This is a genomic window from Corynebacterium sp. HMSC071B10 (assembly GCF_001814825.1).
GTDB lineage: Bacteria > Actinomycetota > Actinomycetes > Mycobacteriales > Mycobacteriaceae > Corynebacterium.
The window spans coordinates 15,426-28,014 of record NZ_KV818014.1 but is presented as its reverse complement, the minus strand read 5'-3'; the positions used below and the strand labels follow the sequence as shown (position 1 = coordinate 28,014).

Genomic DNA, 12,589 nt, shown 5'->3' with positions numbered 1-12,589 from the left:
AGCACCTGGCTGGTGGTCATCTTCACACCAGTGTTGGTCACCACGACCGGTTCCTGGTCGGGTCGGTCATCCGTGCCGGCGAGGACGTGGTCGATGTCCTTGTCGGTGATAATCGCGTGTATCGCCACCGGTGCTTGGACGATGTGGCGGTTGTTGACTAGCCAGTCGATCGGGTCAATGGGTTTGCCGTCCTCGCCGGGGGTTTCAAACGTGGTGACCAGGTCCTGTAAGTCGTTGGTGGGGCCGGTGAGCCGGATGATGAACTTGTCGTGCATCTCGCTGCGTTGGATGCGCACCCCGTCTTGCGGCGGGCGTGGTGGCAGGTAGTCTTTGCGCAGTCGGGTGGCTTTCTTGCTGATGGTGGTGGTGTCACCCTCGGTGGCGCACAGCTCGGCGGTGTATTCCCAGCGCTTGGTCGGGTTGGTGATCCGGCGTGCGGTGTGTTCGATCAGCTCGAGGGTTTCGATGCAGTGCCGGTTGGCTTCTGCCGCAGCGCGTGCTTCGAGTTGGTAGCGCGAGTGGCTCGTTCGCTGAAAGAAGCGGCGGGCGAGGCGCACGAGCGTGTCGGCGTAGTCGTCGGCCGCGCCCATCCCGACAAGCGTATCCGCGTCGAGGCCTGCCTCGTAGACGAGGCGGAGTGCTGCGATTCCCCCTGCTTTGAAGGCCAAAAAGGCCCGTAATTGTTGTTGATCCCCCATAAGCCCAAAACCTAGCGCAGGCCCACCGACCCCGCAACCGCTAGGTTCAAATCAACCTCAATCCCGCCGACGCGCCCGCGCGAGGTGAACTGCCACAGCTGCGGCCGCGGCATGCCCAGCGGAGAAGGCCACGCGCCCAGCAGCGCCGGATCGGTGACCGTGTTGTCGCCCCACTGCGCGAGCCACAGCGCCCCGAATTCGGCCGGGTTGGCTAGGCGCATGTGGCGTCGCCAGTAGCGGGTGTTCGTGTACACGCCGGCGACGGGGATGCCGACGGTGCGGAAGGTGGCGTGGGCGTTGCGGACGTCGAGAAGCGAAAGCCCCGCTGGCGACTCCACATCGAGCCACATCGGCAGCCGATGCGGCCCGAGGACATCGAGCGCGGCGTCGACCTGCTCGGCGATCGTGGTGCCCTCAGACGGGCTGCGCAAAAAGTGATACGTGGCCAGCGCGCAGCCGGCCTCAGTAGCGGCGGCGAGCAACTGCGCGAAGCACGGGTCCTGGTAGGTGCCGTCGGTGGTGCGCAGGATCGCGAAGTCGAAGCCGGAAAAGTTAATCCCGGCCTGGTACTCGGAGCAATCGACGCCGAGCCTCACCGCTTGGCAAACCCCATCCGCGGTTGAAACGACGCCGGGTGCCTGCGCTGCGCCGCCGCATCCGCAATCACCAAGCGCCACTTCGGGTCGGTGACTGGCATGCGCGAGATGGGGAACCAGCCGACCTCGACCGACTCGTCGTCGCCGACCACCGGCTCCGCGGTCGGATCAACCGGATCCAGCCGCAGCTGCACCGACATGTAGCTGGCCTTGTCGCCGTTCGCGTGCACGACCGGGCCGATCGAGCCGGCACCCAGAATCGCGGCGGGCGTGGTCTCGATGCCGGTCTCCTCGCGCACCTCGCGCACCGCCGCGTCGTGCGGCTGCTCGCCGGGGTCGGCGATCCCCGTGATCGGCGTCCACTTTCCGTTGTCCGCGCGCCGCACGAGCAGCACCTCGGGCATGGCCCAGGCGGACTGGTCCGCGGAGTCGCGCAGGACAATCGCGGCGACCGCCGGGATCCAGAGCGGGTCGTGGCCGATCTTTTCGCGGATCTGCACGATGAATTCCGGAATTGGCACAGTCAAATCCTTTCGCGTCTTATCGTGGCTTCGAGTCTACGTCGACTAGGCTAAGCGGCGATGCAGACCCTGAAGCGAGTCCCCAAAGCAGCGTTCATCGCCGGCTACGGCGCGCTGCTCATCGCGCTTGTGGTGATGGTTGCCGCGCTGGCCAGCTACCGCCAGTCCGCGGAGGCCAACGCGCCCGCCGCGCCGGTGCGCGCCTGGAACCCGGCGCCCGCCGATGCTGCGAATGTCACCGCCAGCATCCGGCCCGGGGTGATCGCCGATGCGCGCGTCGCCACCACCGCCACCGGGGTCGCCGTGCAGGGCACGCTTAGCGACGCCGCGTTTACCGACCCCGACGCCACCGGCCACCTCTCCCGCCTGCTCGAGCAAAACTGCGTCGACACACTCACGCTGCGCACGACCGATAACATGCGCTTCGAGCTGCTCGGCTTCTGCTTCTCCACCGTGCCGCCGCAGCCCCTCGACGAGCTGTTGCACTTCGGCGCGGACCACGGCGCGGACTCGGTGACCGTGACCAACAACCTGGAGAAATCCGGCGGCCGACTCGCAACACTTACGTGGCTCGACGCCGACGGAGAGGATCTGCGCCCCGCGTGGGAGGAGTTCGGGCTGCGCCCCTACCTCGACCGGACGACCTTCGAGGCCTTTGGCCCCGAGGAGCTGACCATCATGGAGGCACGCCCCTCGCGCCCGCACACGTTCAAACACGAGCCGACCGGCGCGGCGTTCCGCGAGAAGTGGGGCCTGTAACGCGCCTACCAGGTCTGGTGCTCCCACACGGCGTCGGGGACGACGTGGTTGATCACCGCCATGAGCTGCTCGACATTCGAGTAAGACATGAGCTTCGGGTCCTCCATCCCCTCCCAGCAGTCCTCCTCGCTGCGGCCGGCCTCGGTGCCGGAGACGACGCCAATGATCACGGCGCGGCCGTGGACCTCGGTGAAGACGGGCCCGCCGGAGTCGCCGGCGGCGGCGCAGACGCTGGCGATGTCGCCGAAGGTTTCGCGGTCCTCGTCGGCGCCCGCGTTGACGATCTGCACCCGCTGCGTGTCCACGAACTCGCCGCAGGTGTAGCCGGTGGTCGCACCTGTTTTGCAGACGCGCTCGACGGGCGGGATCTGCTCGGCAACGCCGGTGGGGATCGGGTCGCCGATGACTTCCATGTAGCGCTCCGGGTCGGTGATCTTGATGATGCCCACGTCGACCCCGTCCGCCGCCGAACCGTCGCCGCTGTAGAGCCCGGAGTAGATGAAGTGGCCGACCTCGCGGGCGTAGTCGTAGGCGTGCGTGGCGTTGGTCGGCCACACGAAATCGCCGACGCGCCCGCAGTGCCCGGCGGTCACCGCGTAGTGCTCACCCGCGGCGTCGGTAAAGCTCAGCGCCGTCGTGCACGACTGGGCGGTAAAGCTCTCCCCCGGCGCGGGCTTGTGGTCGGTGGACTGGATGCGCGTGCCGGGCGCCCACAGGGCAAACGCGGGCACGCGGACCTGGTTTTCGCTCGCGGCCGCGTCCTGCTCGCGCGGGGTCTGCACCGATTCGCGGGCGTCTTGCTCGGCGCTGCTTAGCGACGGTGCCTGCGGGGTCTGCAGCCCAGCCCACACCACCGTGGCGACGAGCAGCACAGCAGCAACCACGCACAGCGCCCACGCGGCGTTGTGGCTGCGCTTCACAGGTTGCACAGGCGTGGGGAAGGTCCACTGCTCGCCGTGGGCTGGCTGGTACTTGCGGGCCTCGTTGCCGCCCGGTCCGTAGCCGCCGGCCGGGTAATGCGTCCCGGGTTGTGTGGGGTCAGTCACGCTGCTCCGAGTCGGTGCCCTCCTTGGCTTCCTCGGCCTGGATCTTGATGTCGCGCAAGAACTTCTCCGGGTCGAACTCGGTGAAGTAGTCGGGTCCTGCGAACTGTTCCTGTGCCATTGGGCGCTCCTTTACTTCTCGGCGTTGTCTGCGATGTACTGCTTGACCCGCTCCGCGTCGTTGGGCAGGTCGGTGACGTGGCGCGCGCCGTCCATGATGTGGGCGAAGCGCTCCGGCACCTCGGGCTCGCGCCCGGTCGCCTCAACGATGGTGTCGGCGAATTTCACCGGCAGCGCGGTTTCCAGCACGACAATGCGCGTGTCCACCTCGTCGGCCAGGCCGCGGGCGACGTGGATGCCGTCGGCGGTGTGCGGGTCGACCATCACCCCATACTCTTCCCACGTCTGCTTGATGGTGGCAAGGCGGTCGGCGTGCGTCGAGGAGCCGGAGGCGAAGCCGAAGTCCTCGCGGATGCGCTCGAGCACCTGCTTACCGCCCATCTCGTCGAGGCCGAAGCCGCCCTCCTTGACCTTGGTGCCGAAGAGGTGGGCGGTGGTGGCGGCGTCGCGCGAGAGGGCGTCGAAAAGCATGCGCTCGAAGTTGGAGGCCTTGGAGATGTCCATCGACGGCGACGAGGTCGCCTGGGTCTCGGCCGCGGAGCGGGGGCGGTAGTTGCCGGTGCGGAAGAACTCGTCGAGCACGTCGTTTTCGTTCGTGGCCACGATCAGGCGGTCGATGGGCAGGCCCATCTGCTTGACGACGTGACCTGCGCACACATCACCGAAGTTGCCCGTCGGCACCGAAAACGAGATGCGCTCCTCGTTCGATGAGGTCACACGCAGGTAGGTGGAGATGTAGTAGACGGTCTGCGCGAGCAGGCGCGCCCAGTTGATCGAGTTGACCGCGCCGATCGCGTACTTCGCCTTGAAGGCGGCGTCCGCGTTGACCTCCTTGACCACGTCCTGGCAGTCGTCGAAGACGCCGTCGAGGGCGATGTTGAAGATATTCGGGTCGTCCAGGCCGAACATCTGCGCCTGCTGGAAGGGCGTCATGCGGCCGGCCGGGGTGAGCATGAACACGCGGATGCCCTCGCGGCCGCGCATCGCGTACTCGGCGGACGAGCCGGTATCGCCCGAGGTCGCGCCCAGGATGGTGAGCGTTTCGCCGCGGCGGGCCAGCTCGTACTCGAACAGCTCGCCGAGCAGCTGCATCGCCATGTCCTTAAACGCCGCGGTCGGGCCCTCAGAAAGGTGGGCGATCGAGAGCTTCTCGTCCAGCTCAGTCACCGGCACGATGTCCGGGTGCGCGAACTTCGGAGTGTGGTAGGCCTTGGCGGTGAGTTCCTCGATCGCTGCGGCCGGAATGTCGTCCACGAAAAGCTTGACTACCTCGGCCGCCAGGGCTGCGTACCCTTTGTCGCGCAGGAGGGTGCGCCACTCGTCGAGAAGCGCAGGCGAAAGGCGCGGGTAGGTGGCGGGCATGAACAAGCCGCCATCGGCGCTTAAGCCCCCGAGCAGGATGTCGGTGAACTTGTGCGGGGTGGCGGTCTGGTCGCGAGTCGAAATGTAATCCACGGCCGTCAATCTTACGGGACGCACCCCCGCGGCGGGTCGAATGCGTGAATGTTAGTGTGCGGCGCATGAAGAAAACTACGGTGTCGTTTCACCCGCGGGAGAAGGTCACACGCACCGCGCTCGCTGTCTGGTGGGGCGCGGTCGCCGTCTATATCGTGGCGATCTTCGGCCGGACCTCCTTTGGAGTGGCCAGCATGGACGCGATGGCGCGCTTCGAGGTCAGCGCCTCCCGCATCGCCGTGTTCACCGCAGTGCAGGTCGGCGTGTACGCCGCGGCCCAGGTGCCGACCGGCCTAGCGATCGACCGGCTCGGTCCGCGCTTCATGCTGGTCACCGGCGCGCTGGTGATGGCCGCAGGCCAGATCACCCTGGGTTTGACCACAAGTTACGGTCTCGCACTCGCCGCCCGCGCGTGCATCGGGCTTGGCGACGCCACCGCGTTCCTCTCCGTCATGCGCATCCTCCCCTACTGGTTCCCGCCGACAAAGACGCCACTGTACACGCAGCTGACCGGCGCGCTCGGCCAGCTCGGGCAGTTCCTCTCCGCCGTGCCCTTCCTCGCGCTACTCGGCGCGCGCGGCTGGACGATCGCGTTCGTCTCGCTCGGCGCGCTCGGCGTGCTGGTGGCGCTCGTGGCCGCGGTGGTGGTGTCGGATTCACCGGAGTGGTCGGCGATGACGCGCGAGCAGCGTCGAGAAGTGCACGCGCAAAAGCGGGCGCAGCGCGTGCCACTGGCGTTTACGCTGCGCACGGTGGTGCGCTCGCCTATCGCGTGGGAGGCCTTTTTCATTCACGGCTGGGGGATCTTCTGGATGTTCTCCTTCTCCCTGCTGTGGGGCGTGCCGCTCATGACCCAGGGGATGGGGCTTTCCGAAGCGCAGGCCGGCACCGCACTGATCCTGTTTAGCGTGGGCAACGTGATCGCCGCCCCGCTCATGGGCGTGGTCTCGGCCCGGCTCGGCGTGCGCCGTGATCTCGCCTCGCTGTGGATCGGCGCGATCGTGCCAGTGGCGTTCGCGGTGTTCTTCGCCTCCGCCGAACCGCGCGGGTTTACCGCCGCCGCGGTGGTGACGTCGCTGCTCGGGCTGTGTATGCCCGCAGGCAACTTCGGCTTCGACACCCTGCGCGAGTACCTGCCCGCCGAGATGGTGGCCACCGGCACGGGCCTGGCGAACATGGGCGGGTTCATCGCCTGCATGGTCGGCTCGCAGCTCGTCGGGGTGCTACTGGATGGCACGGCGTTCACGTGGGCCGATTTCCGCTTCGCCTGGCTCGCCTTCTTCGGCACGGCAGCCGTGTGCCTGATCGGGCTGCTCGCTTCTCGACGCCGCGCCACACACATCACCCGCCACGTCCCCATCGTCTCCCGCACATAATTGCGCATAACGCCGCGCCGGGGATTAGCATAGGCTGCCATGGCAAATGTTCACCCTCGCGAGCAGATCACATCCAAGGCGCTTTTTGTGTGGTTTGGGGCGGTCGCGGTGTACGCCGTCGCCATCTTGGGGCGCACGTCGTTTGGCGTGGCCAGCGTGGAGGCGATCGACCGTTTCGGCGTCGACGCTTCCCGCATCGCCGTGTTCACTGCGGTCCAGGTCGGCGTGTACGCCGCGGCGCAGATCCCGACCGGGCTTCTGATCGACAAGCTGGGCCCGCGGTTCATGCTGGTCGTCGGCGCGATCGTGATGGCGGTCGGCCAGATCACGCTCGGCCTGACCACAAGCTACGGGGTCGCGCTCGCCGCGCGCGTGCTCATCGGCGCGGGCGACGCCACCGCGTTCTTGTCCGCGATGCGCATTTTGCCTTACTGGTTCCCGCCCCGGAAGACGCCGCTGTTTACCCAGCTGACCGCTGCGGTCGGCCAGGTCGGCCAGTTCCTTTCCGCCGTGCCGTTCTTCGCGCTGCTGTCCGCGAAGGGCTGGACGGTGGCGTTCGTCTCACTCGGCGCGCTCGGCCTGCTCATTGCCATCCTCGCCGCGATCGCGGTGGCAGACACGCCCGAGTGGGCGGAGATGACGCCCGGCCAGCGCCGCGAGATCAAGCAGCAGAAGCAGGAGTCCTCGACCGCAATGCCGCTGTCTAAGATCCTGGGCACGGTCGTGCGCTCCCCGGTGACGTGGGAGGCGTTCTTCATCCACGGCTGGTGCATCTTCTGGATGTTCAGCTTCACCCTGCTGTGGGGTGTACCACTGATGACGCTCGGCATGGGCCTTTCCGAAGCCCAGGCGGGCACCGTGCTCATTGCGTTCACCGTGGTCAACGTGGTCGCCGCCCCGCCGATCGGCGCGCTGTCGGCGCGCATGGGAGCCAACCGCGACCTCGCCGCGCTCGTCTTAGGCGCGGTCACGCCGGTGGCCTGGATGGTGTTTTTCGCCTCCGATGCCCCGCGCGGTTTCGGTGCGATCCTCGTGGTCGCGGTGCTCATGGGCCTGTGCGTGCCGACCTCGAACTTCGGCTTCGACGCGGTGCGCGAGCATCTGCCGGCCAGCATGGTTGCCACCGGCACGGGCCTGGCGAACATGGGTGGGTTCGTCTCCTGCATGATCGCCGCGCAGTCGGTCGGCGTGCTGCTGGACCACTCGGCGCACGGCCAGACCTACCAGTGGGCGGACTTCCAGCACGCGTGGATCGCCTTCTATGTGACGGCGGCGGTGTTGCTGGTGGGGTTGCTCGTGTCGCGTCGCAAAGCGAAGCGGATTGCTAGCCCGAGCGTGAAGATCGTTAGCGCGGAGGCTCCTGACGCCCGGTAAGGATGTCCACCACCGAACGGATCGCCGCATCGCCGAGCTGCGGAAGCTGGGTCTCCGTCCGCGTGGTAGTGGTGCGGCGGGTGTCGGGCTCGACCTCGAGCGTAAGCGTGGTGTCCTCGAGCTCGAGCCGGGCATGCTTGTCGACGCCCGCCACACGCGCCCCCTCCACCAGCGCCACCAAGTCCGCAAACGTCGCATCGTTTAAATCGATTGAAAAGTGCACAGCCATGTCCCCCACTCTAGGCTCAATCGAACTCGCGGGTGGGCGGCTCTCCCCAGAACACCTCCTCGATGACCTGGTGTGCCCGGCGCGTGATGCGCAGATAGTCCTCTAAAAATTGTTGCTGCTGGTCCGGGTCGTAGCCGGCGGAGCCCGCCACCTGCGCGAGCTGCGGGCCCGGCGCGGGCAGCTGGTCGGTGCGCTTGCCTGAGACCAAAACGAGCGCGCTGCGGGCACGGGTGGCGGTGAGCCACGCGGTGCGCAGGATCTCCGCCTGCTCGGCGGGCAGGACTGCCGGGTCGTCGAGTTCAGCGAGGAAGTCGAGCGCGTCCAGGGTGGAGGTGGTGTGCAGGCCCTGGTGCTTGTGGGCGTGGATCATGGTGAGCAGTTGGACGGTCCACTCGACGTCGGCGAGCGCGCCGCGGCCCAGCTTGGTGTGGGTGGCGCGGTCGGCGCCGCGCGGGAGGCGCTCGTTGTCCACGCGGGCCTTGATGCGGCGGATCTCGCGGATGTCAGCCCGGCTGGCCCCACCCGCGGGGTAGCGGAACTGGTCGATCATGTGGAGGAAGGCCTCGCCGGTTGCCGCATGCCCTGCGACCACGGTGGCGCGCTGCAGCGCCTGCTTCTCCCAGACCTCGCCCCACTCGCTGTAGTAGCGCTCGTAGGAGGCAATCGTGCGCGCCACCGCGCCCGAGCGGCCCTCGGGGCGCAGGCCGAGATCCACCTCGAGCGGTGGGTCGTCGGAAGGCTTGGCCAGGCGTTTGCGCATCTGGTCGACGATGCGGGCGGCCCAGGCGGTGGCATCCGACTCCGTCGTCTCCCCCACTGGCTCCGCCACGACCATCACGTCCGCGTCCGAGCCGTAGCCCAACTCCGCGCCGCCAAGCCGGCCCATGCCGATAAACGCGATGCGGGCGGGTTGCGTGCTCAGGCCCTGCTCCACAAGGTCGGCGTGGATCTCAGATTCGAGCGCGGCCTGCAGCACCGCCTCCCACACGATGGTCAGCTCGGTGCACACCTGGCGCACGTCCATCATGCCGAGCAGATCAGCCGAGGCGATGCGCGCCAGCTCCGCGCGGCGCAGCGAGCGCGCCACGGCCACCGCCTTGTCCGGGTTGTCGCGGTGCCGGTTCGCCGAGTTGATAATTGCCTTGTGCACCTGGTCGGGCGCGGGCTCGAGCAGGCGCGGGCCGCTGGAGCCGTCGCCGAGCAGCTTGACCACATCGGGGGCGGAGATGATCAGGTCGGAGGTGTACGGCGAGTTGCCGAGGATGTGCATGAGGCGCATGCCGACGACGCCCTCGTCGCGAAGCATGCGGAGGAACCAGCTGCGGTCGATGGCGGCGTCGGAAAGCTTGCGGTAGTTGAGCAGGCCCGCGCCGGGGTCGGCGGTGCTGGCGAGCCAGTGCATGAGTGTGGGCAGAAGGATCGCCTGCAGCTTTGCCTTGCGCGAAGTGCCCTTGACCAGGGCATTAAGGTGGTCGTAGGCGCGCGTTGGGTGGCGGTAGCCGAGCGCGGCGAGCTGCGCTTTGACGGCGTCGGCGGAAAAGGTGGCCTCGCCGATCGACAGGTCGACCACGGCCTCGAGCAGCGGGCGGTAGAAGAGGCGCTCGTGCAGATTTGCGACGACCCGGCGCAGCTGCGAAAGCGCACGCTGCATCTCCTCGACGGCGGTGTGGCGCGCCGTGGCCTGGAAGCCTGCGGTGCGGGCGAGCCAGCGTAGGCGCTTGACGTCGTCGGCGGCGGGCAGCTGGTGGGTGCGCTTGAAGCGCTGCAGCTGGAGGCGGTGCTCGAGCAGGCGGAGGAATTCGTAGGCGCGGATGAGTTTGTCGGTGTCCTCGCGGCCGACGTAGCCGCCAACCATAAGCGAAGTCAGGGCCTCGACCGTGTTCGGCTCGCGCAGGCTCTCGTCGATGCGGCCGTGGACGAGCTGCAGCAATTGCACGGCAAACTCGACGTCGCGCAAGCCGCCCTCGCCGAGTTTGAGCTCGCGCTGGCGCAGCGACTCGGGCACGTTGTCCAGCACACGTCGGCGCATCGCCTGGACGTCCTCGACGAAGGATTCGCGCTGGGAGGCCTCCCACACCAAAGGCGCAAGCTTCTCGACGTAACGCTCACCCAGCGACAGCGCACCAGTGAGCGGGCGCGCCTTGAGCAGCGCCTGGAACTCCCAGGTCTCCGCCCAACGCTTGTAGTAGGTCACGTGGCTGTCCAGGGTGCGCACGAGCGCGCCCGCTTTGCCCTCGGGGCGTAGGTTGGCGTCCACCTCGAAGAAGCAGGCGGTGCCCAGCTGCATGAAGTCGCTGGCGGTACGCGTGGCTTTGGCGGTGGCGTCCTCGGCGACGAAGATGACGTCAACGTCCGAGATGTAGTTCAGCTCGCGAGCGCCGCACTTGCCCAGCGCCAGCACGGCAAGCGCGGTGTCGGGGTCGTCGTCGCCGTAGACCTGGCGGATGGCGACGGCGAGGGCTGCGGTCAGGGCGGCGTCGGCAAGCGCGGTGAGCAGTGCGGTGGTGCGCGAATACCCCAAAGGCGAAGTGCCGCCGTGGCCCTTGAGCGGGGTGAACGTGCCCGCGAGGTCGGCGGCGGCGATGCGCATCATGAGGGTGCGGTAGGTCTCGCGCAGCGCATCCTTGGAGGCGTGCTTGTCGCTAAAGCGCGCGCCCGCGCGGTACGTCGCCTCGTCGATGTGCTCGGCCTCCACGGCGCGAAGCATCGACTCGCGCATCTCCTCCTCGGTGGGTAGCGGGGCGGCAAGCTCGCGCCACAAATGTGGGTTGGCCACGAGATGGTCCGACAGCGCCGTCGAGCCGCCGAGCAGCGCGAAGAAGCGGGTGCAGAACGCCGAGTCGGCCGCGAGCGCCGCGCGCACCTCGCTCCACTCCGCAGGCAGCGCGCCGGCGAACCGGTGCGCGGTGTTGAGGGCGAGGTCGGGGTCGCCGGCGCCGGCAAGGGTCCAAAGCAGTGCGGCGTCGTCAAGCGAAAGCTCCTCGATGTCTTGCGCGGCGCGCGGCGAAGCGAGCCCGAGTTTGGCCGGGGTGGGAAGCGCCATTTACAGATCCATCCCGCTGTCGAGCTCCCAGGGCGTGACCTGGCTGGTGTAGTCGTGCCACTCGTCCCATTTGGCGCGCAGGAAGTACTCGAAGACCTGCTCGCCGAGCACCTCCGCCATGAACTCGGACTGCTCGAGGTAGCGCAGCGCCTGGTCGAGCGAGTTCGGCAAGTCGCGGTACCCCATCGCGCGGCGCTCGCGGCGGGTGAGCGCAAAGACATCGTCGCGGGCCGGCTCGTCGAGCTCGTAGCCCTCGGAAATGCCGCGCAAGCCGGCGGCGAGCACGGCGGCATAGGCCAGGTACGGGTTGGCGGCCGAGTCGAGCGAGCGGACCTCGATGCGGCGCGACTCCGCCTTGTGCAGCCGGTAGGTGGGCACGCGCACCATCGCGGAACGATTCGACACGCCCCAGGTCGCGGCGGTGGGCGCCTCGGAGCCGAACTGCAGGCGCTTATACGAGTTGACGTACTGGTTGGTCAGCGCGGAGATCTCGTTGGCGTGCTCGATAATGCCGGCGATGAACTGGCGGCCGGTGCGCGACAGGCTGATCTCGTCGTCCGGGTCGTGGAAGGCATTCTCGTCGCCCTCGAACAGGGAGAAGTGCGTGTGCATCGCCGAGCCGTCCATGTGCGGAAACGGCTTGGGCATAAACGTGGCGTGCACGCCGTTGGCCTCCGCGACCGTTTTTACGATGTAGCGGAAGGTCAGCACGTTGTCCGCCATGGTCAGCGCGTCGGTGTGCCGCAGATCGATCTCCTGCTGGCCGGCGCTGGCCTCATGGTGGGAAAACTCGGTGACAATGCCCATGTATTCCAGCGCGGCGATCGCCTGGCGGCGCAGCTTCGGCGCCTCGTTGCGCTTGGCCTGGTCGAAGTAGCCGCCCAGGTCGGCGGGCCGGGGGCGCTCGCCGGGTTCGAAGGGTTTGACCACGTAGAACTCGATTTCGGGGCTGGCCATGAATTCGAAGCCCATGTCGCGGGCGTTCTCGATTTGCCGCCGCAGCACCTGGCGGGGGTCGCTGTAGAGCGGCTCGCCGTCGGGCATGGGGATGTCGCAGAACATGCGCCCGGTCTGCAGCCCGGAATCCTCGTCGAAGGGCAGCGCCTGATACGTCGACGGGTCGGGCTTGAGCAAGGTGTCGGACTCGGAGATGCGGGTAAATCCCTCAATCGACGAGCCGTCGAAGCCCGCCCCCTCTTCGAAGGCGGATTCCAGCTCAGCCGGCGACATCATCACGGTCTTCAGCGAGCCGAAAATGTCAGTGAACCACAGCCGCAAAAACGAGATGTCCTGCTGCTCGACTTTGCGCAGCACGTCTTCCTGTTGAGTGTTCATACTCCCACTGTAGCGGCGCTAGGCTGGGAGTTGAGTCGAT

The 12,589-nt window shown here is 67.6% G+C and carries 11 protein-coding genes and 1 pseudogene; 3 read left to right on the top strand and 9 right to left on the bottom strand.

Annotation, left to right across the window (positions count from 1 at the left end; genetic code table 11):
* The 3 genes and pseudogenes from HMPREF2990_RS08860 to HMPREF2990_RS08850 form a co-directional block, all read right to left on the bottom strand.
* Positions 1-698 (bottom strand): annotated as a pseudogene (locus tag HMPREF2990_RS08860) (hypothetical protein); the annotation flags it as partial.
* Positions 699-709: 11 nt separating this feature from the next.
* Positions 710-1,294: a glycoside hydrolase family 25 protein gene (locus HMPREF2990_RS08855; protein WP_070764175.1), complete on the bottom strand. Its 585-nt coding sequence runs from the start codon at positions 1,292-1,294 to the stop codon at positions 710-712.
* Entirely contained in the window at positions 1,291-1,815 is a 525-nt protein-coding gene (locus tag HMPREF2990_RS08850) for an NUDIX hydrolase (RefSeq protein ID WP_070764174.1), read from the bottom strand. Before HMPREF2990_RS08850 ends, HMPREF2990_RS08855 begins: the two co-directional genes overlap by 4 nt.
* Positions 1,816-1,875: 60 nt before the next feature.
* Here HMPREF2990_RS08850 and HMPREF2990_RS08845 point away from each other — a divergent pair, with 60 nt between their 5' ends.
* On the top strand, positions 1,876-2,574 hold the full coding sequence (locus HMPREF2990_RS08845) for a hypothetical protein (RefSeq protein WP_070764172.1): 699 nt from the start codon (positions 1,876-1,878) through the stop codon (positions 2,572-2,574).
* 5 nt (positions 2,575-2,579) lie between these two features.
* Here HMPREF2990_RS08845 and HMPREF2990_RS08840 read toward each other — a convergent pair whose 3' ends face one another.
* The 3 genes from HMPREF2990_RS08840 to thrC are packed head-to-tail and all read right to left on the bottom strand — an operon-like array spanning position 2,580 to position 5,192.
* A complete protein-coding gene (locus HMPREF2990_RS08840) occupies positions 2,580-3,620 on the bottom strand; it encodes a S1 family peptidase (protein WP_246817506.1) in 1,041 nt (346 codons plus the stop codon).
* Positions 3,613-3,738: a hypothetical protein gene (locus HMPREF2990_RS13280; RefSeq protein WP_256380987.1), complete on the bottom strand. Its 126-nt coding sequence runs from the start codon at positions 3,736-3,738 to the stop codon at positions 3,613-3,615. Before HMPREF2990_RS13280 ends, HMPREF2990_RS08840 begins: the two co-directional genes overlap by 8 nt.
* Before the next feature lie 11 nt (positions 3,739-3,749).
* Positions 3,750-5,192, bottom strand: coding sequence for a threonine synthase (gene thrC / locus HMPREF2990_RS08835; RefSeq protein ID WP_070764170.1), 1,443 nt, complete (start codon positions 5,190-5,192; stop codon positions 3,750-3,752).
* Positions 5,193-5,257: 65 nt separating this feature from the next.
* On the opposite strand from thrC, the gene HMPREF2990_RS08830 reads away from it, so the two are divergent.
* Together HMPREF2990_RS08830 and HMPREF2990_RS08825 are read left to right on the top strand one after the other, a co-directional pair.
* The gene (locus HMPREF2990_RS08830; RefSeq protein WP_070764168.1) at positions 5,258-6,568 is read left to right on the top strand and encodes an MFS transporter; all 1,311 of its coding nucleotides are present in this window, start codon (positions 5,258-5,260) and stop codon (positions 6,566-6,568) included.
* A 39-nt stretch (positions 6,569-6,607) separates the two neighbouring features.
* Complete coding sequence (locus HMPREF2990_RS08825) at positions 6,608-7,942, top strand: MFS transporter (RefSeq protein WP_070764166.1); 1,335 nt, start codon at positions 6,608-6,610, stop codon at positions 7,940-7,942.
* On the opposite strand, the gene HMPREF2990_RS08820 is transcribed toward HMPREF2990_RS08825, so the two are convergent.
* The 3 genes from HMPREF2990_RS08820 to HMPREF2990_RS08810 are packed head-to-tail and all read right to left on the bottom strand — an operon-like array spanning position 7,914 to position 12,549.
* Positions 7,914-8,171 carry a hypothetical protein gene (locus tag HMPREF2990_RS08820; protein WP_070764164.1) on the bottom strand — a complete coding sequence of 86 codons (258 nt, stop codon included), beginning with the start codon at positions 8,169-8,171 and terminating at the stop codon, positions 7,914-7,916. The genes HMPREF2990_RS08825 and HMPREF2990_RS08820 overlap by 29 nt on opposite strands.
* A gap of 16 nt (positions 8,172-8,187) precedes the next feature.
* Complete coding sequence (locus HMPREF2990_RS08815) at positions 8,188-11,214, bottom strand: bifunctional [glutamine synthetase] adenylyltransferase/[glutamine synthetase]-adenylyl-L-tyrosine phosphorylase (RefSeq protein WP_070764162.1); 3,027 nt, start codon at positions 11,212-11,214, stop codon at positions 8,188-8,190.
* Complete coding sequence (locus HMPREF2990_RS08810) at positions 11,215-12,549, bottom strand: glutamine synthetase family protein (RefSeq protein WP_070764160.1); 1,335 nt, start codon at positions 12,547-12,549, stop codon at positions 11,215-11,217.
* Positions 12,550-12,589 lie beyond the last annotated feature (40 nt).